At 65.0% G+C, this 20,912-nt stretch carries 21 protein-coding genes; 5 read left to right on the top strand and 16 right to left on the bottom strand.

Translation table 11 applies throughout. The features are described 5' to 3' along the window. Positions 1-10: 10 nt before the first annotated feature. Positions 11-988, top strand: a complete 978-nt coding sequence (locus OCH239_RS02290) for a 2-dehydropantoate 2-reductase (RefSeq protein WP_037257971.1) — start codon at positions 11-13, stop codon at positions 986-988. A 4-nt stretch (positions 989-992) separates the two neighbouring features. Here the strand turns inward: OCH239_RS02290 and OCH239_RS02285 are convergent, their stop codons facing one another. From OCH239_RS02285 to bhcA, 8 genes are all read right to left on the bottom strand, one after another. Beyond that, the gene (locus OCH239_RS02285; RefSeq protein ID WP_037257969.1) at positions 993-2,510 is read right to left on the bottom strand and encodes a tripartite tricarboxylate transporter permease; all 1,518 of its coding nucleotides are present in this window, start codon (positions 2,508-2,510) and stop codon (positions 993-995) included. 21 nt (positions 2,511-2,531) lie between these two features. Next, the gene (locus OCH239_RS02280) at positions 2,532-3,035 is read right to left on the bottom strand and encodes a tripartite tricarboxylate transporter TctB family protein (RefSeq protein WP_037257967.1); all 504 of its coding nucleotides are present in this window, start codon (positions 3,033-3,035) and stop codon (positions 2,532-2,534) included. A 19-nt stretch (positions 3,036-3,054) separates the two neighbouring features. Next, complete coding sequence (locus OCH239_RS02275; protein WP_037257965.1) at positions 3,055-4,026, bottom strand: Bug family tripartite tricarboxylate transporter substrate binding protein; 972 nt, start codon at positions 4,024-4,026, stop codon at positions 3,055-3,057. A gap of 121 nt (positions 4,027-4,147) precedes the next feature. Beyond that, positions 4,148-5,002 carry a universal stress protein gene (locus tag OCH239_RS02270; RefSeq protein ID WP_037257962.1) on the bottom strand — a complete coding sequence of 285 codons (855 nt, stop codon included), beginning with the start codon at positions 5,000-5,002 and terminating at the stop codon, positions 4,148-4,150. Between the two features lie 22 nt (positions 5,003-5,024). Then, entirely contained in the window at positions 5,025-5,990 is a 966-nt protein-coding gene (gene bhcD, locus OCH239_RS02265) for an iminosuccinate reductase BhcD (RefSeq protein WP_037257959.1), read from the bottom strand. 4 nt (positions 5,991-5,994) lie between these two features. Next, on the bottom strand, positions 5,995-7,155 hold the full coding sequence (bhcC, locus tag OCH239_RS02260; RefSeq protein WP_037257956.1) for a 3-hydroxy-D-aspartate aldolase BhcC: 1,161 nt from the start codon (positions 7,153-7,155) through the stop codon (positions 5,995-5,997). Between the two features lie 3 nt (positions 7,156-7,158). Further along, entirely contained in the window at positions 7,159-8,136 is a 978-nt protein-coding gene (gene bhcB / locus OCH239_RS02255; RefSeq protein ID WP_037257953.1) for a beta-hydroxyaspartate dehydratase BhcB, read from the bottom strand. Next, positions 8,133-9,320 (bottom strand): L-aspartate--glyoxylate aminotransferase BhcA, encoded by a 1,188-nt coding sequence (gene bhcA, locus OCH239_RS02250; protein WP_037257951.1) that lies wholly within the window; start codon positions 9,318-9,320, stop codon positions 8,133-8,135. The genes bhcB and bhcA overlap by 4 nt, the downstream gene beginning before the upstream one ends. Before the next feature lie 192 nt (positions 9,321-9,512). On the opposite strand from bhcA, the gene bhcR reads away from it, so the two are divergent. The 4 genes from bhcR (at position 9,513) to OCH239_RS02230 (ending at position 12,605) form a co-directional block, all read left to right on the top strand. Continuing rightward, a complete protein-coding gene (gene bhcR / locus OCH239_RS02245; protein WP_037257948.1) occupies positions 9,513-10,325 on the top strand; it encodes an HTH-type transcriptional regulator BhcR in 813 nt (270 codons plus the stop codon). A gap of 127 nt (positions 10,326-10,452) precedes the next feature. Beyond that, positions 10,453-11,085, top strand: coding sequence for a nucleoside/nucleotide kinase family protein (locus OCH239_RS02240; protein ID WP_037257945.1), 633 nt, complete (start codon positions 10,453-10,455; stop codon positions 11,083-11,085). Positions 11,086-11,263: 178 nt separating this feature from the next. Further along, entirely contained in the window at positions 11,264-11,857 is a 594-nt protein-coding gene (locus OCH239_RS02235; protein WP_037257943.1) for a L,D-transpeptidase, read from the top strand. Between the two features lie 61 nt (positions 11,858-11,918). Then, positions 11,919-12,605 (top strand): D-lyxose/D-mannose family sugar isomerase, encoded by a 687-nt coding sequence (locus OCH239_RS02230; RefSeq protein WP_037258178.1) that lies wholly within the window; start codon positions 11,919-11,921, stop codon positions 12,603-12,605. Between the two features lie 130 nt (positions 12,606-12,735). Here OCH239_RS02230 and OCH239_RS02225 read toward each other — a convergent pair whose 3' ends face one another. The 8 genes from OCH239_RS02225 to OCH239_RS02190 all read right to left on the bottom strand — a co-directional run bounded on the left by OCH239_RS02225 (position 12,736) and on the right by OCH239_RS02190 (position 20,897). After that, positions 12,736-13,224, bottom strand: coding sequence for a cell wall hydrolase (locus tag OCH239_RS02225; protein WP_157577774.1), 489 nt, complete (start codon positions 13,222-13,224; stop codon positions 12,736-12,738). Between the two features lie 139 nt (positions 13,225-13,363). Further along, positions 13,364-14,857, bottom strand: coding sequence for a mannitol dehydrogenase family protein (locus OCH239_RS02220; RefSeq protein WP_037257937.1), 1,494 nt, complete (start codon positions 14,855-14,857; stop codon positions 13,364-13,366). Continuing rightward, positions 14,845-15,618, bottom strand: coding sequence for an L-iditol 2-dehydrogenase (locus OCH239_RS02215; RefSeq protein WP_037257934.1), 774 nt, complete (start codon positions 15,616-15,618; stop codon positions 14,845-14,847). The genes OCH239_RS02220 and OCH239_RS02215 overlap by 13 nt, the downstream gene beginning before the upstream one ends. Next, positions 15,615-16,616: an ABC transporter ATP-binding protein gene (locus tag OCH239_RS02210; RefSeq protein WP_037257931.1), complete on the bottom strand. Its 1,002-nt coding sequence runs from the start codon at positions 16,614-16,616 to the stop codon at positions 15,615-15,617. Before OCH239_RS02210 ends, OCH239_RS02215 begins: the two co-directional genes overlap by 4 nt. A gap of 12 nt (positions 16,617-16,628) precedes the next feature. Beyond that, positions 16,629-17,459 (bottom strand): carbohydrate ABC transporter permease, encoded by an 831-nt coding sequence (locus OCH239_RS02205; protein WP_037257929.1) that lies wholly within the window; start codon positions 17,457-17,459, stop codon positions 16,629-16,631. Between the two features lie 16 nt (positions 17,460-17,475). Next, complete coding sequence (locus OCH239_RS02200) at positions 17,476-18,348, bottom strand: carbohydrate ABC transporter permease (RefSeq protein WP_037257926.1); 873 nt, start codon at positions 18,346-18,348, stop codon at positions 17,476-17,478. Positions 18,349-18,458: 110 nt separating this feature from the next. Beyond that, complete coding sequence (locus OCH239_RS02195; RefSeq protein ID WP_037257924.1) at positions 18,459-19,778, bottom strand: ABC transporter substrate-binding protein; 1,320 nt, start codon at positions 19,776-19,778, stop codon at positions 18,459-18,461. A gap of 87 nt (positions 19,779-19,865) precedes the next feature. After that, positions 19,866-20,897, bottom strand: a complete 1,032-nt coding sequence (locus OCH239_RS02190; protein ID WP_037257923.1) for a LacI family DNA-binding transcriptional regulator — start codon at positions 20,895-20,897, stop codon at positions 19,866-19,868. Positions 20,898-20,912 lie beyond the last annotated feature (15 nt).

The following is a 20,912-nucleotide window of genomic DNA, read 5'->3' as shown; positions in this document are numbered from 1 at the left end:
GGAAACCGATATGAAGATCTGTGTGTTCGGAGCCGGCGCCATCGGCGGCTATATGGGAGCCAAGCTGGCGCAGGCGGGCGCGGATGTCAGTCTCGTCGCCCGTGGCCCGCATCTGAAGGCCATGCGTGAAAACGGCCTGAAGCTCATTGAGGAGGGCGAGGAGACGGTCGTCGACGTCACCGCCTCGGAGGATCCTGCGGAGCTCGGCCCGCAGGATTACGTGATCGTGACGCTCAAGGCCCATTCGGTGCCGCCGGTCGTACCGAAGATGCAGCCCCTGATCGGCGAACACACCACCATCGTTTCGGGCGTGAACGGCGTGCCATGGTGGTATTTCCACAAGATCGGTGGCGATCTCGAAGGCACGCGGCTCGAAAGCGTCGATCCCGGCAATGCCCAGTGGGACGGCTTCGGCCCCGACCGGGTGCTCGGCTGCGTGGTATATCCCGCCGCCGAGGTAATCGAGCCCGGGGTCGTCAAACATATCGAGGGTAACCGCTTTTCCCTCGGTGAGCCGGACGGCTCGAAATCGGATCGCGCGACGGCGCTGTCCAAGGCCCTGGGTGCCGCCGGTCTGAAGGCGCCGGTCCGCCCTAAGCTGCGCGACGAGATCTGGGTGAAGCTCTGGGGGAACCTCTCGTTCAACCCGATCTCGGCCCTGACTCATGCGACGCTCGACGTGCTCTGCACCGATCCCGGCACGCGGGAGGTGGCGCGCAGCATGATGCTCGAGGCGCAGGAGATCGCAGAGAAGCTCGGCGTCAAGTTCCCCATAGATGTCGACCGCCGCATCCAGGGCGGCGCCGACGTGGGCGTGCACCGGACCTCGATGCTCCAGGATCTCGATCAGGGGCGGCCCATGGAAATCGACGCGCTCGTCGGATCCGTGCAGGAGCTCGGCCGTGTCACCGACACGCCGACATCGACCATCGACACGGTGCTGGCGCTCGTCCAGCTACGCGCGAGGGTGGCCGGCCTCTACGCCTGATCTCCTATTCCGCGGCCGCGGTTTCGGTCTTGCGCCTCCGGAACAGCTTCACCGCCGGCAGCAGGATGAGAACGATCGCAAACACCATGATCGGTGCCGAAATCGGCCGCGTGAAGAAGATCGAGGGATCTCCCGAAGAGAGGAGAAGCGATTGCCGCAGTGTCGGCTCGGCGATCGGGCCGAGCACGATGGCCAGCACCGCGGGAGCCAGCGGGTAGTCGAACTTGCGCAGGAAGAACGCGCTGATCCCGAAGATCACGATGAGCCAGAGGTCGTGTATGCTCCGCGAGGCCGCGTATCCGCCGACGATCGAGAGGACGAAGATCATCGGCGCGAGGATCGTGAACGGCATCCTCAGCATCCAGACGAAGAGCGGGATGAAGGCGAGGTTGATCAGCACCGCGGCGAAGTTCGAAATGTAGAACGACCCGATGAGCCCCCAAACGAAGTCCGGCTGATCGACGAAGAGCCGCGGGCCAGGCACGAGACCCCAGATCACCATTCCCCCTAGCAGGATCGCCGTCGTCGGAGAGCCCGGAATGCCAAGCGTCAGCATCGGGAGCATGGCGCCCGTCGAGGCGGAGTTGTTCGCGGCCTCGGGCGCGGCCACGCCGTCGGGGTTGCCACGGCCGAAGAGCTCGGGGCGCCGCGAGACCATCTTGGCGACGCCGTAGGACATGAGCGATCCGGGCGTAGCACCGGCCGCCGGCAGTATCCCGACGAAGAAGCCGAGGAACGAGCCAATCGTCGTGCCCTTCCAGCCGCGCTGCACTGCCTCGCGGGTGTCGTTCATCATGCCGCGCGCGGTCATGCGTGGATTCGTGGTCGTGACCTCTCCGCGGGTCTGCTCGATGGTCCAGAGCATCTCTCCGATTCCATAGACGCCGATGGCCAGCACGATGAAGCCAATGCCGCGCAGGAAGCCGGGGATGTCGAAGAGCACCAGCCGCGGCTCGCCCGAGATCGTGTCGAATCCGACGGAGGCGAGAACGAGGCCGAGGCAGATCGAGAACACCGTCTTCGGGATGTCGTCGCCGCCGAGGCCGACGAAGGTCGCGAAGGCGAGAAGCATCAGCGCGAAGATCTCGGGCGGACCGAAGGACAGCGCAAGCGTGGCGAGGACCGGTGCGAAGAGCGTGAACAGGATATTGGCCACAGATCCGCCGACGAAGGACGCCAGCGCGGCGGTGACCAGCGCCAGGCTTGCGCGCCCCTGCAGCGCAAGGGGCCTGCCGTCGAAGGTCGTTGCGACCGCGGTCGAGGCTCCCGGAATGCCGAGCGTCACCGACGAGATCGCGCCGCCATACATCGCCCCGTAATAGATCGCCGCGAGGAAGATGATCGCGGAGCCCGGCGGCACCAGGAAGGTGATCGGCAAGAGGATCGCGACGCCGTTGACCGATCCGAGCCCCGGCATCGCGCCGATGAAGAGCCCGACGGACACCCCGGCGATGATCAGCATCAGGTTGAGAGGCTCGAGCGCCGTGAGCACGCCGCCGGCAAGCAGTGATAGGATTTCCATCGCGACCCTTCGGAACCTTCGTCAGTAGAGAATGTCGTAGAGCACGTCGAAGACCGGCTGCGTGAACGCCATGCCCTGCGGCATCGGGATCTGCATCGCGCCTTCGAAGAAGAAGAACATGGCGACAGGCGTGACCAGTGCGATCGTCGATGTCAGAAGCAGCGAATGCCGACCGAGCAGGCGCATGTAATAGAAGAGAAAGATCGCGATCGCGCCGTACATGGACACGATGTTGATGAGCGCCACGAAGACCGCGACCCCGCCCCCCACCAGCAGAAGCGTGCGCCAACCGTAGCTGTCGAGCATCGCCTCCTCGGAGCGTGATGGCGGGCTTGTCCCCCGCCACCAGTTCACGGCGATAGCGATGCAGGACAGGAGCATGATCACCGACAGCCAGAACGGCCAGGCTCCGCCGCCCGGCCCCTCGCCCCGGATGTAGCCGACCGGCAATTCCGTGCTCTTCCACATCAGATAGAGGGAAAGGAGGGTCAGAAGACCCGCCAGAGAGATTTCACCCTTGCGCATTCCGCCCCCCTCGCCCGGCTCAGCCGTCGACCTGCTGGAGCAGATCGCGATGGTTCTGGAGCTGCGTGTCCCAATAGGCGCGCGTCTCCTCCGCATTCATCGGCATCGGCGAGAGGCTCTCGGACTCGAGGTAGCCCTGCCATTCCGGGCTATCGTAGACCTGCGCAAAGAGGGTCCGGTAATACTCGGCCGCTTCCTCCGACATGCCCGGGGCGCCGACGATGGCCCGTTGGTTGTAATAGGAGAAGTCGTGTCCCTTCTCCTTCAAGGTCGGCACGTCCGGAAAGGACTCCATGCGCTCGTCCGAGAACGCGAGAAGCGGCACGAAGTCGCCCGACTCGTAGAAGCCCTTGGCTTCTGCCGGGTTGTTCACCGTCGCCATGATCTGCTTGCCGGCCAGATCCTTGGCGACCGCACCGCCCCCGTCATAGGGAATGTACTTGAGAGTGAGCCCGTAGGCCCCCGCGAGGTACGCGATGACGATGGAATCCTCCTGTCCCTTTCCGGTGCCACCCATGACGAACTCGCCGTCCATCGCCTTCGCCTCCTCGACGAACTGCTCGAACGTCGTGATGCCGGAATCCGCATGGACCCAAAGCACGAACGGATCGACGCCCATCATCGCGATCGGAGTGAACTCCTGCACATCGACGCCGAGCCCTTCCTGCCTGAGAGGCGTCGTGAAGAACGAGTTCAGCGTCACCAGCAACGTATGATCCTTGTCGCGCGCATCCTTGAGCGCGAGCAGAGCCTCGGCGCCAGAGCCGCCGCCCTTGTTGTTCGGAACTAGCGGACGGCTGGTCATGTCGTTCTTCTCGGCCACCGACTGGATGAAGCGGGCGATCTGGTCGGCGCCACCTCCGGGACCGGCCATGATGACGAAGTCGATGGGCCGTCTCGGCTCCCAGCCCTGCGCCGAGGCCGAGATCGGCAGGGCCGCAAGCATGGCGGCTGCGGCAGCGCCGATGAAGGTGCGCTTGGTGATGATCATGTCTTTCCTCCCTTTTTGTCCCCGCCTTCGCGGGCCTCCGTCGTACCGCCCGCTTCCGGGCGGAGATCCTGTCGGGTCGCGGCCTCCCCGCCGCCCCGTTCCGAAACCGCCGATGCGGCGCTCAATGCGCCATGACAACCGGCTGCGTCAGCTCGTCCACGAGCACCTGGGTGTTGCCTCCGAAGAGCATGTCCGAGCCCTGGCTGTGGCTGTAGGCCCCGGTGATCAGCAGGCTGGCCCCGCATTCCTTCGCCAGCCGCAGCAGCGCCTTGGCCGGCGACCGCGACTCGAAGGGGACGATCGCTGCCTCCACGCCGCGAAGGGCGTAGTATTTGACCAGCTCTTCGGTGGAGGCGCCGTGCGGCTGACCCTTGTTGCCCGTCAGGATCGTGACGGTCTCGGCGGCCGACACGAGATCAAGGGTCATCGCGACGGCTCGCGAGGCCGGCAGCGAGCCATTCCAGCCGATCGCCACGTGCCGGCCGAAGCCGGCGTCGGGCTGCACCTGTCCCGGGCAGACCATCACCGGACGACCCGAACCGAAGATGGCCGATTTCAGCGTCGTCTCCCCGAGATTCCGCTCCCGCTGCGGCTTGGCCACAACGATGAGGTCGGCAAGGCGCCCGTTGTGCTTCACGACGTCCGCCATCTTGCCGGGCTCTTCGATGAATTCGCAGGTCGCTGCCTGACCCGGCCGGGGATCTCCCTCTTCGAGACCGTATTCGGCCGCGAGAACATGCAGGCTGCGGCGAAGGTGATCCTCCTGACGGTCGGCCAATTCCTCAGCCTGGCTGAGGAAGGTCTGCCGCGCGAAGCCCGGAAGCATCGTGGTATGCGGGATGAGGTCGCGTGGCGGCGGACGGCAATGCACAACCATCACATGCGCCTTGTGGTGCCGCGCGAGCGCGGCCGCGTGTCCGAGGACCGTCCCGACCATGCCGTCGCCGCGCACCGGGACGAGGATGTTGGTCAACATGATTTCTCTCCCCGCCTTGGCATCAGACCTCCACCTCGATCGCAGTGTCGTTGGCCCTGGCGAGCGCCACCACCGCCGCCGCGACGGCAAGGTCCTGCAGCCCGACGCCGGTCCCGTCGAAGAGCGTGATCTCCTCGTCCGAGCGGCGACCCGGATGGCTGCCGTTGATGACCGCGCCGAGTTCGGCGATGTCACTCTCCGAAATCAGTCCGGCGCTTACCGCATGCTGCGCCTCGCCTATGCTGACCGATTGGGCGATCTCGTCGGCGAAGACCGTCGCGGCGGCGAGCAAGGCCGGATCGACTTCCTGCTTGCCCTTCGTGTCGGTCCCCATGCAGGCGACATGTGTGCCGGGGGCAACGTGTTCCGCCATGAGCGTCGCGTCGAAAGACGAGGTGATGGTGACGATCACGTCGGCCTCTCTCATCCCCGGCAGATCGACCGCCTCGAAGGCCACGCCTGCCTCTGCTGCGACCTTCTCGAGGTTCGGCAGCATCTCGGGGTGGTAGTTCCAGCCGACGACCTTCCCGAAGCTGCGGTGCTCGAGCGCCGCGCGCAGCTGGAATGCCGCCTGATGGCCGGCGCCGATCATGCCAAGCACCTCGGCGTCCTCCCGGGCCAGATGGCGGATGGACACGGAGGAGGCCGCGGCGGTACGCAGCGCAGTCAGGAGATTGCCGCCGACCATTGCAGCGACGCGCCCCGTGTCCGGATCGAAGAGAAACACGGTCGACTGGTGGTTGATGATCCCGTGCGTCTCGAGGTTGTGCGGCCAGTAGCCGCCCGCCTTCAGGCCGAGAACGCCACCCAACCTGTCGAACCCACCCTTGAACCCGTAAAGCGCGTCGGCATGGCCTATCGCCTCGCGCACCACGGGGAAATTGTAGGCATCCCCCGACGCCATGGCGGCAAAGACCTGTTCCACTGCCGCGAAGGCGGCCTCGCGCGTCATAAGGTCCGCGATGTCTTTCTCCGGAACGATGATCATTCGGTCAGTAGGCCTTCCCGCGCGCGCTGACGGGCCAGAGCGTTTCGACGCTTCCGTTCCTCACGCCCACATACCAGTCGTGCACATTGGCGGTCGGGTCGCAGTGCCCGGGCACGAGCCGCAGCTTGTCCCCCACCTTCAGCGCGCTGCCCGGGTCGGAAATGACGCCGTGTTCGTCGGAGCATTTGACGTATTCGACATCCGTGCGCCCGAAGACAACCGGCAGGCCGCTGTCGACCGATTGCGCCTTGAGGCCCGCGTCGCAAATCGCCTTTTCGGCCTTGGCGTGGCTCATCACCTGGGTGAGGAGGAACATCGCGTTCTCCCATTCGCCCTGGTCGATGCGCTTGCCGTCCTGGTCGAGGATGCGCCCGTAATCGGCGTCCATGAAGGCATAGGAGCCGCATTGCAGCTCGTTGTAGACGCCGGACGCGCTCTCGAAATAATACGAGCCCGTGCCGCCGCCGCCTACGATGTCGCAGGTCAATCCCTCGTCCTTCAGCCCCTCCATGGCGGACCGCACCATCTCGACCGCGATGTCGATCTTGGCCTTGCGGTCCTCGTAGCTGTCGAGATGCTGCATCGCGCCCTGATAGGCTTGGAGACCGGCAAACTTCAGCCCCGGCGCGGCATCGATCGCCTTGGCGATCTCGACCACTGCGGGGGTCGTCGTCACGCCGCAGCGCCCCGCGCCGCAATCGATCTCGACGAGGCATTCGATCTGGGTGCCGTGTTTCTGAGCTGCCGCCGAGAGTTCGGCCACGTTGGCAAAGTCGTCGACGCAGCAGATCGTCCGCGCGCCGAGCTTCGGCATCCGCGCGAGCCGGTCGATTTTCTGCGGATCCCGCACCTGGTTCGACACGAGCACGTCGCGGATCCCGCCGCGGGCGAAGACCTCGGCCTCGCTGACCTTCTGGCAGCAGACGCCGACCGCACCGCCGAGCTCCATCTGCAGTTTCGCGACGTCCACCGACTTGTGCATCTTGCCGTGAACCCGGTGGCGCATCCCGTGCGCACGGGCATAATCTCCCATCTTCCTGATGTTGCGCTCGAGCGCGTCGAGATCGAGGACAAGGCAGGGGGTCTGGATGTCGGCCTCGGCCATGCCGGGCACAGCGGGAACATCAAAACCCACCTCCAGCTCGTCGAAGTTGAGATCCTTCATGGGTCAGATTCCCTTCATCCACGGCAGGCGGTCGAGATCGACGTTGCCACCGGTGACAATCACGCCGACCCGCTTGCCCGCGAACCGGTCCCTGTTCTTGAGAATGATCGCGAGCGGTACCGCACAGGAGGGCTCCATCACGATCCGCAGGTGCTTCCACGTGATCTTCATCGCCTCGACGATCTCGTCCTCGGACGCGGTCAGGATGTCGGTCACGTGGCGCGAGACGAAATGCCAGGTCAGCTCCTTGAGCGGCACCTTCAGACCGTCCGCGATGGTCTCGGGCGCATCGTCGGCAATGATGCGCCCGGCCTTGAAGCTGCGGCAGGCATCATCCGCCTGCTCCGGCTCGGCGGCGATGATCTGCACCTCCGGCGCGAGCCTCGAGAGCGTGAGGCAGGTGCCCGAGATCATGCCGCCGCCGCCGATGGGCGCGGTGACGATATCGAGCCCGTCGGTCTGCTCCATGAGCTCGGCCGAGCATGTGCCCTGCCCCGCGATCACGCGCGAGTCGTTGTAGGGATGGACGAACTCGGCCCCGGTGCGAGCCTGCACCTTGGCAAAGACCTCTTCTCTCGACGAGGTCGACGGCTCGCACTCGGTGATCGTCCCGCCGTAGCGGCGCACCGCGTCCTTCTTGGCCTGCGGTGCCGTTCTCGGCATCACCACGTTGCATGGAATTCCGCGACGCCCCGCGGCCCAACTCAGCGACAAGGCATGGTTGCCCGAGGAATGTGTCGCGACGCCCTTGGCCATCTGCCGGTCCGGCAGGCCGAAGACCGCGTTGGTCGCCCCCCGTACCTTGAATGCGCCGGCCTCCTGGAAATTCTCGCACTTGAAGAAGAGCTCGGCGCCCGACAGCTCATCGAGATAGTCAGATCGCAAAACGGGGGTGCGCGTGACATGCGGAGAAATCCGGTCGCGCGCTGCAAGCATGTCGTCATAGGTCGGGACGACAAGGTCGATGACCGCTTCGCTCATGCCGCCACCGCGCGAAGGCCCTGCTCGGTCCGGTAAAATTCCTGTGCCGCAGCGACTCCGGACCCCAGCCGGATGTCGAGGCCGAGATCCACCATGCACATCTCGGCGGTCGCGAGGCCAGCCAGAGCCATGACGTCGGTCAGGCTGCCCAGATGTCCGATGCGGAACACCTTTCCGGCAACTTCCCCGAGACCGGCGCCGAAGGCGACGTCGTAAGTCTGCGCCGCATGTGCGACGATCCGGGACGCGTCGAACCCCTCGGGCGTGCGGATGGCGCTGACCGTGTCGGACGAGATCTCGGGGGCGGTGGCACAGAGCTCGAGACCCCAGGCCCGCACCGCCGCGCGCACGCCCTCGGCAATAAGGTGGTGCCGGGCGAAGACGTTCTCGAGTCCCTCGTCTAGAAGCATGTCGCAGGCCATCGCCAGCCCGTTCAGAAGACCCGGCGTCGGCGTGTAGGGATAGGCGTTCTGGGCGTATCCCTTGGCCATGTCGTGGACGTCGAAATAGGTCCGCGACAGACGCGCCTCTTTCGATGCGGCCATCGCCTTCTGGCTGAAGCCGAGGATCGCGAGACCCGGAGGCAGCATAAAGCCCTTCTGCGAGCCCGTGACCGCCACGTCGACCCGCCACTCGTCGAACCGGAAGTCCATGGAGGCGATGGAGCTCACGCCGTCGACCATGAGCAGCGCCGGATGCCCTGCCCCGTCCATCGCGCGCCTGAGGCCCGCGATATCCGACCTCACGCCCGTCGCCGTCTCGTTGTGGGTGGCGAGAACGGCCTTGTATTCGTGCGACTTATCCGCAGCCAGAACCTCGGCGCAGCGCTCCACGGGAAGCGCGTCTCCCCAGGGGGCATCGATGATCGTGACGTCGAGCCCGTGACGTTGGCAGAGATCGATCCAGCGATGGCTGAACATCCCGTAGCGCGAGACGAGGACGCGATCGCCGGCAGACAGAGTGTTGGTGATCGCCGCCTCCCAGCCGCCTGTTCCGGACGCCGGAAAGAGGAAGATCTCGGCTGTCTCGGACTTCATTACCCGACGCACGCCCTCGCGGGCGGGATGCAGGATGTCGCCGAAGCGCGGCGAGCGGTGGTCGATGGTCGGCAAGTCGCAGGCGCGGCGCAACCTTTCCGGGATGTTCGTCGGGCCGGGGATGAAGACCGGATTCTGAAAATGCATTCTGGCACCTCGCACGGGACGGAGTTCGACCATACGAACGGCAACGAGTGCGCACAATTATTTCGCAGCAATCACCATCACGGACATATTTGCAATTGCTCCTGTCCTGTCAACGCCTTATATTTTTCACAATGTGAAACTCGAATTCATGCGGCGGAGATAACGACATTGGGCGAGGAAGCGACACCTCGGATGCGTCGGACTAGAGGGCGTCCGCGCGGCTGGCGCGACAACCGCGGCGAGTACATGATCAAGTCGCTCGACCGGGCCATGGAGGTGCTGCAATATGTGAGCGCGCATCAGGGTCTGACGCTCTCGGATCTTGCCGCTGGGCTCGGGCAGGCCCCGGCGACCGTCTACCGGACCCTCGTCACTCTCGAAGGGCGCGGGCTCGTCGAGTTCGACCGCGATCTTCAGACCTGGTCGATGGGTGCGCAGGCCTTCGTGATCGGGGCGCAGTTCCTGCGTCGCACCTCCATCGTGGAACGGGCGAAGCCGATCCTGCGCCGCCTGATGGAAGCCACCGGCGAGACCGCAAATCTCGGGATGGTTCGGGAACGCTCGGTTCTCTTCGTCAGCCAGGCCGAGACGCACGCGCCGATCCGTGCCTTCTTTCCTCCCGGCACACTCTCGCCGCTCCACGCCTCCGGCATCGGAAAGGCCCTTCTCGCCCACATGCCGCAGGAGCGGTTCGACGCGTTTCTCTCCGTGCCGCTGCCCGGCTTCACCGCCTCCACCCTGACCACGCGCGCCGCGCTTCTGACGGATTGCGACCTCACCCGCGAACGCGGCTACGCGGTGGACGAGGAGGAAAAGACCGAAGGCATGTTTTGCGTCGCCGCCCCGGTCTTCGACGCCTCGGGCGATGCCGCGGCGGGGATCTCGGTTTCGGGTCCGGTCGCACGTTTCGGCCGGGACCGGATCGCGAACATTGCCGTTCATGTGGTGGGCGCGGCGCAATCGCTGAGCGCCGCGATCGGCGCTCCCTCGAGCTACCGCGCATAGCCGCCGTGCTCGGTCCCTTGGAGAAATCCGCGCCCGAGACTGATCCAGGGACTTGCGATCTGCCGCAAGCTATCCGAGATCTTTCGAAGCCCCTCACGTCAAATGCGAGTCAGTACCGGCCGATCCGATGACAGAAACACTCTCGCAAGACGATCTCGCCGCCCGCCTTTCCGACCTGCCGCCGCGCCGCCAGCTGGTGGCCATCGTCGGAGCGCCGGGGTCGGGCAAGTCCACAACCGCCGAGAGGTTGGCCGCTACGATCAACAGTGACAGACCCGGTCGGGCCTCCATCCTGGCGATGGACGGGTACCATTACGATGACCTGCTGCTCGAGGATCGCGGATGGCGCGCGCGCAAGGGCGCACCACACACATTCGACGTCGGAGGACTTGCGCACATGATCGGCCGGCTGCGCGAGAATGCCGATGACGAGATCGCCGTCCCGGTCTTCGATCGAAAGATCGAGATCGCGCGCGCGGGGGCCCGGACGATCCCAAAAACCGTCGAAATCGTCCTGGTGGAAGGAAACTACCTCCTGCTGGACGAGAGGCCATGGGACCGGCTCGCCCCCCTCTTCGATCTGACCGTGCTGATCGACGTGCCAGAAGACATTTTGCGCGCGCGCCTCGTGGAACGCTGGACCGGCCACGGTCTGGCCGAACCCGAGATCCACTCAAAGCTGGAGGATAACGACCTGCCCAACGGTCGTCTCGTCGCCACACGGAGCCGAAAACCCGATATCCGGCTGCGCCAGGATTGATGATGGGAGCTGCTTGCGGGCGTGTCACATGCCACCGCGCAGGTGCATGTCAGTCCCGCCGGATCGGCTGCTCGCTCGAAAGAGACCGCGACGTCACCGTTTCTGTGATAGGGTTGCGCCGGAACTCTGGGGCAGTTCCCACAATTACATCTTCAGTACCCGTGATTTGAGGCAGGACATGAATCGAAGAGAGATGATCGCCGGAGGCCTGGCGTTGGCGGGCACGCCCGCGCTGGTGCGGGCACAGAACCAGGTCCAAACCGAGGCCGAAGTTCCCGGACTGATGGCGCCCCACATCGTCGAGCTCGCCCAGCCTCTGCCGCCTTACCAGGTCCATGTCTTTCCCGATGCCTTCCGGCTCTACTGGACACTCCCGGACGGCTTCGCGTGGGTCTATCCCATCCGCGTCGGCCGCGACAATCTCTACGAGACGGGCACCTTCTATGTCGGTGCAAAGAAGGAATGGCCCTCCTGGACACCGACCCCCGGCATGATCGAGCGCGAGCCCGAGAAGTACAAGCAATACGAGGACGGCATGCCCGGCGGGCCCGACAATCCGCTTGGGGCACGGGCGCTCTATCTCTTCACCGAGGAGCGGGGGGACACGTTCCTCCGCATTCACGGCACGAACGATCCGGCGACCATCGGACGGGCGGTCTCGAACGGCTGCGCCGGTCTCGTCAACGAGCACATGACGCATCTCTACGACAAGGTGCCGATGAACTCGCTCGTGGTCCTTTATCCGAAACGCCCGACGAGCGCCGCGTCCTGAACCACTTCCCTCCCGCCCCGGCGCCCGCTATCGAGGGATCCGGATGCTGCGGGAGGGCGACATGAAACGATCCGAGATCAACGACATCCTGGCGGCGGCGGACGAGATGATCCGCCGCCACGGCTGTTCCCTCCCCCCCTTCGCCTATTGGAGCCCCGAAGCGTTCCGCGCCCGCGCCGGCGAAGCGCGTCACGTCGTCGACAGCCGCTGCGGCTGGGACATCACCGATTACGGCGAAGGCCGCTTCGACGAGATGGGTCTCTTCCTCTTCACGCTCCGGAACGGCCGGCTCGACGATCTGACTGCGGGCCGCGGCATGTGTTATGCCGAGAAACTGCTGATCTCGCGACAGGATCAGCTGTCGCCGCTGCACACCCATGCCATCAAGGCCGAGGACATCATCAATCGCGGCGGAGCGACGATGGTGGTCGAACTCTACGGCTCTGACGTCGACGGCGCGTTCGCCGAAGACCGTGGCGGCACCGTGATGTGCGACGGCGTGGTGCGATCCTTTGAGCCGGGTGAAAAGTTGAGATTCGCCCCGGGCGAAAGCATCACGCTCATGCCGGGCGACTGGCACGCCTTCTGGGGCGAGGGGGGCGACGTGCTCATCGGGGAGGTTTCGACGGTCAACGACGACGAGACAGACAATATCTTCCGCGAAAAGATCGGCCGTTTCGCGACGATCGAGGAAGATACAGACCCGCTCCACCTCTTGGTCAGCGATTATGAAGCCTGGCTGACCTAGTCCCGCAACCGAAGGACGGCCCGGACGGCGACTTCGTCGAAGCGCCGATCCGTGGCTCCTGTTTCGCGGCTGTCGCGCGGAAGGCCCCGGTTGCAGCTACGCGCAAGGGGCGGGTCCTGGCGAGTTGCGGTCAACGCCCCGTAAGACCCTCGATCGGGGGCATCGGGTTCGGGCGTGTCACCCGGGCCGGATCGCGCTTTTCGTAGAATGCGTTGCCCCCCGCGGTCACCGTATAGTGCATGTTGTTGTAGCCCGCGTGGTAGGTCGCAGCGTGGAAGAACCGCGAGTTGCCGACCAGAGGATGGCGCTCGCCTCGCAGGACCGCGGTGGCGCTGTCCCGCGCCAGGGGCGCCGCTCGGCTCGACATCGAGCGCGACAGCACGCCCGGCGCGAACTGACCGCGTTGGCCCACGACTCCGCAAACGGTGTCCGGGAAATCTCCCGACTCAACGCGATTCATCACGACACTGCCGACCGCGATCATGCCGTCGCGGCTAGAGCGGATGGATTCGAAATACATCGCGCGTGCGAGGCAGTCGACATCGTTGCCTCTGAACCGCATTCCCTCGTCGCTGCGTCCGCCGCCGCATGCCGCAAGCGCCGCCAGCGTAAGCGACATGAGAGTCGCTCTCAGTACCCGTTTCTGTCCCATTGCCTCGACCGTTTCTTTTGTGTGCCTGCGAGGCGCAGAGTAATCGCGTCGAGCCGGTTCACGCAACGGCAACAACGTTCCCAACGTCCGTCCTAGGGTTCTCCGCCTATCGAGCGTTCACATATGCCCGGAGCGCCGCCTCTGTCCCCTGCTGCCAGATCGTTTCGAGCCAGCGTGCGAAGGGTTCGGACACGCGCCTGTCCTCGGCGAGATCGCCATAGATCCCGCGCTGCTCGAGCCAGGCCTGCGGGTCCTCCCTCGCAGCCGCAGACGCGGCCATCAAAGCGGGCCAGTTGGGATCGTTGGGCGCAATCTCGCTGCCGTCCTCGCGCGTCCCATGACACATCCGGGCCCAGAGCGCCTCTACCAGGATCAAGCCCTCCACCGGCGCGCCGGACGCGAGCGCGTCCCGCAGGATGGGCAGCACGAAGCCGGAATGCCGGGACGAGCCGTCGAACGCAACGCGGCGCGTGGTATCGCGAATCGCAGGATTGGCAAACCGTTCCTCGATGAGGGTGACGTAATCCTCGGGGGTCATGCCCGGAACGGGGTCCACATGCGGCACGATCTCGTCCCGCTCGACCTTGCGCCAGAAGGCGGAGATATCGGGATGGGCCATGCAATCCGCAATCGTCGGCACCGACAGCACTTCGCCCGCATTCGCGAGAACCTGGTGACCGGCGTTGAGAATGCGGATCTTCATCGTCTCGTAATCGTGGACGCGGTCGGTGAAGGTCGCGCCGACACGGTCCCAGTCCGGCCGGCCGGCGCAGAAGGAATCCTCGATCACCCACTGACGGAAGTTCTCGTGGGTTACTGGCGCGGCGTCATCGACGCCGAGCGCGCGGGCCGCTGCGATCTCGTCCGGTCCGGTCGCGGGCACGATGCAATCGACCATAGAGTTCGGGAAGGTGCAGTGCGCCTCGATCCAGTCCGCGAGATCCTTGTCGATGAGCCGCGCGAGCGACAGAACGGTGTCCCGGGTGATGTCGCCGTTGCCGCGGAGGTTGTCGCAGCTCTGGACGGTGAACGGGCCCTGCCCTGCATCTCGCCGCTGACGGAGCGCCTCGATGATGGCGCCGAAGGCGGTTCGAGGCTCGCTCGGATGCGCCGCATCGTGGAGGATGTCGGGGTGATCCGGGTCGAACTTGCCGGTCGACGGGTCCACGTAATACCCGCCTTCGGTCACGGTCAGCGACACGATGCGAATGGCCGGATCGGCCATGCACGCGACCAGCGAGGCGTTGTCCTCGTCGACCGGAACAAAATCGATCATGGAGCCGGTGATCTCGGCCGAGGTGCCTTCCGGGCTCAGTTCTATGAGGGTCGTGACGCATTCCTGCGCGAGGAGCTTCTCGCGCATGGCCGCATCGCCCGGACGGACGCCCGCGCCGACGATGGCCCAATCGCGGGCCTGTCCGTCCTGCATCAGGCGGTGGAGGTACCAGGCCTGGTGGGCCCGATGGAAGTTGCCGGTGCCGATATGGACGATGCCCGGCGTCAGCTCAGAGGCGGAATAGTCCGGAGTCCCGATCTCGGCCGGCACTTCGGACAGGCGGTCGCGGCGCAGGGGCACGGGGGTGTTCTTCAGCTCATCCATTGGCCGCCATCCACATTGTAGGTTTGCGCGACGATGTAGCGGGCCTCGTCGCTCGCGAGGAACACGGCCATGCCGGTCAGGTCATCGGCCGTGCCCATCCGGCCGAAGGGCACGGCGACGCCGACCTCGGCCTTCTTCTGCCCCGGTGCCTTGCCTTCGTACTTGGCAAAGAAGGCGTCAACACCGTCCCAGTGTTCTCCGTCGACCACGCCCGGCGAGATCGCGTTCACGTTGATGCCGTGAGAAATGAGGTTGAGACCCGCTGATTGGGTCAGGCTGATCACCGCCGCCTTGGTGGAACAATAGACCGCGACGAGCGGCTCGCCCCTGCGGCCGGCCTGGCTCGCCATGTTGATGATCCGGCCCTTGATGCCACGGTCGATCATGTGGCGGGCGACGGCTTGAAGTGTGAAGAGCGTGCCGGAGACGTTGACGCTGAAAGCCCGGTCATAATCTTCGCGGGTGATCTCGGTGATCGGCGCCGCGGTGAAGATCGCCGCGTTGTTGATCAGGATGTCGATCCGGCCGAGGCCTTCGACGGCGGCTTCGACCCCCGTGTCGATCGAGGACTGACTGGTTACGTCCATCTCGACCGCGATCGCGCCTTCGCCGATCTCGTCCGCCGCTCCCCGTGCCCTGCCGATATCGATGTCGGCAATGGCGACGCGCGCACCCTCGGCGACATAGGCCCTGGCGAAGGCGAGGCCGATCCCCCGCGCCGCGCCGGTGATCAGGGCCGTCTTTCCGTCGAGGCGCATCACGCCATCCTCAGGCCGGACGCGTCGAAGCGGTGGATCTGATCGTGGCGCGGGCTGAGGCTCACGCAGTCGCCATGCCGCAGCCCCATCTCTCCTGTCGAGCGAACCGTCAGGATGTCGGTGAGGCCCGTATCGTGCACGTGCAGGAAGGTGTCGGACCCCAGATGCTCTGCGACACCCACACGGCCCTGCCACTCACCGGCCTCCGTCACCTCGATATGCTCCGGCCGGATCCCGATGGTCTTTGCGTCGTGACGCGCGGCGGCCTCGCCCTCGATCAGGTTCATCTTGGGCGAGCCAATGAAGCCCGCCACGAAGAGGTTGCGCGGGTGCTTGTAGAGATCGAGCGGAGAGCCGACCTGCTCGATATTGCCGGCGCGGAGAACGACGATTTTGTCGGCCATGGTCATCGCCTCGACCTGGTCGTGGGTCACGTAGATCATCGTGGTCTTCAACCGCTCGTGCAGTTCTGAGATCTCGAGCCGCATGCCGACGCGCAGGGCTGCGTCGAGGTTCGAGAGCGGCTCGTCGAAGAGGAAGGCGGCGGGCTCGCGCACGATGGCGCGGCCGATCGCGACGCGCTGTCGCTGGCCACCGGAAAGCTGGCCGGGCCGGCGCTCAAGGTAGTCGGTCAGGTTCAGCGCTTTCGCAGCGCTCTCGATCCGGCGGTTCTGCTCGTCCTGCGAGACACCGGCCATCTTCATCGGGAACGCGATGTTCTTGCGCACGCTCATGTGCGGATAGAGCGCGTAGGACTGGAACACCATCGCGAGGCCGCGCTTTGCCGGCGGCACGTCCGAGGCATCGCTGCCGTCGATCTTGATGGCCCCCGAACTGATGTCCTCGAGCCCCGCGATGAGCCGCAGCAGCGTGGACTTGCCGCATCCGGAGGGGCCCACGAAGACGCAGAACTCGCCGTCCTCGATGGTCAGGTCCAGAGGGGGGATGACTTCGACGTCGCCGAAGCTCTTGGTCACCTTCTCGAGCGTGATCTGTCCCATGTGTTCTTTCCCTTACTTGACCGCGCCGAAGGTGAGGCCGCGCACGAGTTGCTTCTGGCTGAACCAGCCCATGATGAGGATCGGCGCGATCGCCATGGTCGATGCGGCGGAGAGCTTGGCGTAGAAGAGGCCCTCGGGGCTCGAGTAGCTGGCGATGAACGCCGTCAGCGGCGCCGAGTTGGCGGCGGTGAGGGTCAGCGTCCAGAACGCCTCGTTCCACGCGAGGATGATGTTGAGCAGCAACGTCGAAGCGATACCCGGCACCGCCATCGGCGTCAGCACGTAGAGGATCTCGGAGCGAAGCCCCGCCCCGTCCATCCGCGCCGCTTCCAGGATTTCGCCCGGGATCTCGCGGAAGTAGGAGTAGAGCATCCAGATGATGATCGGCAGGTTGATTAGCATCAGGACGATCACCAGGCCGAACCGCGTATCGAGAAGCCCGACGTCGCGGAAGATCAGGTAGATCGGCACTAGCACGCCCACCGGCGGCAGCATCTTGGTCGAGAGCATCCACATCAAGACGTTCTTCGTCTGCTTGCCCGGCACGAAGGCCATCGCCCAAGCCGACGGGATCGCGATGATCAGGCCGAGGATGGTCGAGCCCACCGAGATCACCACCGAGTTCCAGAAGTGGCCGAAGTAGTCCGACCGCGCCTGCACCGTGGTGTAGTTGTCGAGCGTCCAGTTGAAGAACAGGAAGCTCGGTGGATCGGCGATCGCCTCGGCCTCGGTCTTGAACGAGGTGAGGATGGTCCAGAGGATCGGGAAGAAGATCAACAGGGCGATGATCCAGGCCACCGCCGTGTTGATCGCCTTGCGCTGGTTCGAGACTGCGCGTGCCATGTGCCGGGTGTCTCCCTCAGGCGTCCAGGTTCTTGCCGATCATCCGCATCAGGAAGATCGCGACGATGTTGGCGAGGATGATCGCGACGACGCCGCCTGCCGAAGCCGTGCCCACGTCGAACCTTTGCAGGGATTCGAGGTAGATCAGGAACGTGAGGTTGGTCGATGCCGTGCCCGGGCCGCCCGCGGTCGTCACGAAGATCTCGGCAAAGATCGACAGAAGGAAGATCGTCTGGATCAGGATCACGACGGTGATCGCGCGCGAAAGATGCGGCAGGACGATGTACCAGAAGCGGCTGAAGGGCGACGCCCCGTCCATCTCGGCCGCCTCGATCTGCTCGCTGTCGAGCGACTGCATCGCCGTCAGGAGGATCAGCGTCGCGAAGGGCAGCCACTGCCACGAGACGATCCCGATGATCGAGGCGAGCGGCGCCTGACTGAGAAAGTCGAATGGTTGCAATCCGATGAATTCGAAGAGATGCGCGAAGAGCCCGTTCACGGGGTTCATGAACATGTTCTTCCAGACCAGCGCCGAGACGGTGGGCATCACGAAGAAAGGTGAGATCACGAGGATTCGGACGAGCCCCTGCCCCCACATCGGCTGGTCGAGCAGAAGCGCGATCAGGATGCCGCCGACCACCGTGATGAACAGGACACCCGCAACGAGGATCAGCGTGTTCCAGATCGCTGCCTGGAAGGCCGGGTCGGTCAGGAAGTAGGCGTAATTCTCGAAGCCGATGAACGGGTTCGCCCCCGGCATCAGCAGGTTGTAGCGGAGAAGCGAGAAGTAGATCGTCATGCCGAGCGGCACGAGCATCCACAGAAGAAGCAGGATCACCGACGGTGCGATCATCACGCGGGCCGCGGATCGGGAATGCTGGGTCGCCATGTCTCCCCCCAAGTCGGCACCGGGGTTGCGCCCCGGATCGGTCATTCGGTCTTATTGCTGGTGACGCGGAGCGGAGCCGCCCGTGGGCGGCCCGCAACTTTGCGCTTGGCTCAGTTCTCGCCGTAGCCGGCGCGGTCGATCTCGCGCTGGGTCGATGTCTGCGCGTTCGACAGTGCGGTCTCGGCGTCGACCTGGCCCGCGAGCGCGGCCGAGAACTGCTGACCGACCGCCGTACCGATGCCCTGGAACTCGGGGATCGCGACGAACTGGGCTCCGGTGTAGGGGATCTCCTGCACGGACGGCGCCTGCGTATCGACGGCGTTCATCGATTCCAGCGTCATCTCTGCGAAGGGTGCCGCTTCCTGGTACTCCTCGTTCTCGTAGAGCGAGGTGCGGGTGCCCGGAGGTGCCGCGCGCCAGCCCTCGTCCTCGGCGACGAGCTGCGTGTATTCCTGGCTCGTGGCCCAAGCGACGAACTGCTTGGCCGCATCGGTGTCATCCGACGACGCCGGGACTGCGAGCGACCACGCCCAAAGCCAGTTGCCGTGGTTGTCCACGCCTTCCTTGTTCGGGAACTGCGCGAAGCCGACGCTGTCGGCCACGGTCGACTCGTCGGGGTCGGTCACGAAGCCCGCCGCGACGGTCGCGTCGATCCACATGCCGCAGCGGCCCTGCTGGAACAGCGACAGGTTCTCGTTGAAGCCGTTCGAAGACGCGCCCGGAGGGCCGTACTCGTTCATCATCGTGAGATAGTCGTTGAGGGTGGCAGTCCAGTCCTCGCTGTCGAACTGGGCCTTCCAGTCCATGTCGAACCAGCGTGCGCCGTAGGAATTCGCCATGGCCGTGAGGAAGGCCATGTTTTCGCCCCAGCCTGGCTTGCCGCGCAAGCAGATGCCGTAGATGTCGTTTTCCTTGTCCGTCATCGCCTCGGCGGCGCTCATGACCTCGGACCAGGTCGGGCTGTCCGGCATGTCGATCCCGGCCTCTTCGGCCAGATCGGTCCGGTACATGATCATCGCCGACTCGCCATAGAACGGCGCGGCATAGAGCGTGCCGTCGACCGAGAGCGCTTCGCGCACCGCCGGCAGAAGGTCGTCGACGTTGTAATCTTCGGGCAGGTCGTCGAGCGGCGCCAGCCACTCCTGGTTCGCCCAGATCGGAACCTCGTAGGTGCCGATGGTCATCACGTCGAACTGTCCGCCGCCGGTCGCGATGTCCTGCGTGACGCGCTGACGCAGCACGTTCTCCTCGAGCGTGACCCACTCGACGCCGATGCCTGTCTCCTCGGTGAACTGATCCGTATAACCCTGCATGCGGATCATGTCGCCGTTGTTTACGGTGGCGATTGTGATGGTGGTGTCCTGCGCGAAGGCCGCGGCAGAGCAGAGCGTAAGCGCCGTGGTGGCGCCGAGTACGCGCTTGAGTGACATCCGTATCCTCCCTGGCTTGGATGTTATTGTCGCATGATTAGGCGCGTCATGACGCTCGGTCAATGGATATTTTACGCGCGTAATGTTTTAGGCCGATTTGCGCATGACCAGCCCACCCTCGAAATGGATGGCGCGCTTTTCCTCGGGGCGCTCGCCCGTATCGATGATCGACAGGAGGCAATCGATGCTCTGACCCGCGATCGCATCGTAGCTCTGCGCCACTGTCGTCAGGGAGGGACAAGTGAAGCGGGCATAAGGGTGGTCGTCATGCCCCGCGACGCGCAGCGCGTGGCCGTGCCCGATGCCAACGCGAAGGCCGTTTTCGTATGCCGCGGCGAGAAAGCCGATGGCGAGGCGGTCGTTGCTACAGAGCACCGTGTTCGACGGCAGCTGGCCCTTGCACATCATCGGCGCAGCGGCCCTGCAGGCAATTTCTTCGAATGCCCATCCCGTACCCTCGACCGAGACGATCATCGGCTCGTGCCCATGGCTGCGCATGGCCTCGTCGTAAGCCGTCCGGCGCTTGTTGGCATTTGGGTTGGGCGCGTCACGCATCTCGAAGAACGCGGGCGGCTCACCCGTCCGGCAGAGATAATCCACCATCAGAGCGATGCTTTTGCCATTATCGTTTCCGTAATACGCATCGCCCACGCCTTCGATGTCGCAATCGAAGAGCACGGTCGGCACCTCCTCGCAGAACGCGGCGACATCGTCCCGGCGAGAGCGGCGCCCGAGCGGCGCGAGCAGCACTCCCGCGGGACGGATGGCCCGCAGGCCCTCGAGATTCTGGATCTCGCGATCGCGATCGCCGTGGGAGCTGAGCAGGATCGGGTTGTACCCCGCCTGCGCACAGAGCGGCTCGAGATTGCGCGCCACCTCGGCGAAGAACGGGTCGGCCAGATAGGGAACGATGATGCCGATGTTCCTGGTGAGCGCTCGGTTCTGATTGATCGCGTAGACATTCGGCGTGTAGTCGTATCTCTCGAGCGCGGCTTCGATCCGCGCGCGGGTCGAAGCCCGGACCGAACCCGGATCGTTGAAGTATTTAGACAGGGTCGGACGCGAGATGCCGCTGAGCGAGGCGAATTCCTCCATCGTCCTCACACGATCCTGGCGCATCGCCTTCCCTGTTCC

Source organism: Roseivivax halodurans JCM 10272, from assembly GCF_000521785.1.
Taxonomy (GTDB): domain Bacteria; phylum Pseudomonadota; class Alphaproteobacteria; order Rhodobacterales; family Rhodobacteraceae; genus Roseivivax; species Roseivivax halodurans.
The sequence above is the reverse complement of the archived record's forward strand: the minus strand, read 5'-3'. Positions and strand labels throughout refer to the sequence as shown.

What these genes read in the sequence shown, in the direction of transcription:
- OCH239_RS02290 (WP_037257971.1), top strand. Translation starts at nt 11, where the DNA reads ATGAAGATCTGTGTGTTCGGAGCCGGCGCCATCGGCGGCTATATGGGA.
- OCH239_RS02285 (WP_037257969.1), bottom strand. Translation starts at nt 2,510, where the DNA reads ATGGAAATCCTATCACTGCTTGCCGGCGGCGTGCTCACGGCGCTCGAG.
- OCH239_RS02280 (WP_037257967.1), bottom strand. Translation starts at nt 3,035, where the DNA reads ATGCGCAAGGGTGAAATCTCTCTGGCGGGTCTTCTGACCCTCCTTTCC.
- OCH239_RS02275 (WP_037257965.1), bottom strand. Translation starts at nt 4,026, where the DNA reads ATGATCATCACCAAGCGCACCTTCATCGGCGCTGCCGCAGCCGCCATG.
- OCH239_RS02270 (WP_037257962.1), bottom strand. Translation starts at nt 5,002, where the DNA reads ATGTTGACCAACATCCTCGTCCCGGTGCGCGGCGACGGCATGGTCGGG.
- bhcD (WP_037257959.1), bottom strand. Translation starts at nt 5,990, where the DNA reads ATGATCATCGTTCCGGAGAAAGACATCGCGGACCTTATGACGCGCGAG.
- bhcC (WP_037257956.1), bottom strand. Translation starts at nt 7,155, where the DNA reads ATGAAGGATCTCAACTTCGACGAGCTGGAGGTGGGTTTTGATGTTCCC.
- bhcB (WP_037257953.1), bottom strand. Translation starts at nt 8,136, where the DNA reads ATGAGCGAAGCGGTCATCGACCTTGTCGTCCCGACCTATGACGACATG.
- bhcA (WP_037257951.1), bottom strand. Translation starts at nt 9,320, where the DNA reads ATGCATTTTCAGAATCCGGTCTTCATCCCCGGCCCGACGAACATCCCG.
- bhcR (WP_037257948.1), top strand. Translation starts at nt 9,513, where the DNA reads ATGCGTCGGACTAGAGGGCGTCCGCGCGGCTGGCGCGACAACCGCGGC.
- OCH239_RS02240 (WP_037257945.1), top strand. Translation starts at nt 10,453, where the DNA reads ATGACAGAAACACTCTCGCAAGACGATCTCGCCGCCCGCCTTTCCGAC.
- OCH239_RS02235 (WP_037257943.1), top strand. Translation starts at nt 11,264, where the DNA reads ATGAATCGAAGAGAGATGATCGCCGGAGGCCTGGCGTTGGCGGGCACG.
- OCH239_RS02230 (WP_037258178.1), top strand. Translation starts at nt 11,919, where the DNA reads ATGAAACGATCCGAGATCAACGACATCCTGGCGGCGGCGGACGAGATG.
- OCH239_RS02225 (WP_157577774.1), bottom strand. Translation starts at nt 13,224, where the DNA reads ATGTCGCTTACGCTGGCGGCGCTTGCGGCATGCGGCGGCGGACGCAGC.
- OCH239_RS02220 (WP_037257937.1), bottom strand. Translation starts at nt 14,857, where the DNA reads ATGGATGAGCTGAAGAACACCCCCGTGCCCCTGCGCCGCGACCGCCTG.
- OCH239_RS02210 (WP_037257931.1), bottom strand. Translation starts at nt 16,616, where the DNA reads ATGGGACAGATCACGCTCGAGAAGGTGACCAAGAGCTTCGGCGACGTC.
- OCH239_RS02205 (WP_037257929.1), bottom strand. Translation starts at nt 17,459, where the DNA reads ATGGCACGCGCAGTCTCGAACCAGCGCAAGGCGATCAACACGGCGGTG.
- OCH239_RS02200 (WP_037257926.1), bottom strand. Translation starts at nt 18,348, where the DNA reads ATGGCGACCCAGCATTCCCGATCCGCGGCCCGCGTGATGATCGCACCG.
- OCH239_RS02195 (WP_037257924.1), bottom strand. Translation starts at nt 19,778, where the DNA reads ATGTCACTCAAGCGCGTACTCGGCGCCACCACGGCGCTTACGCTCTGC.
- OCH239_RS02190 (WP_037257923.1), bottom strand. Translation starts at nt 20,897, where the DNA reads ATGCGCCAGGATCGTGTGAGGACGATGGAGGAATTCGCCTCGCTCAGC.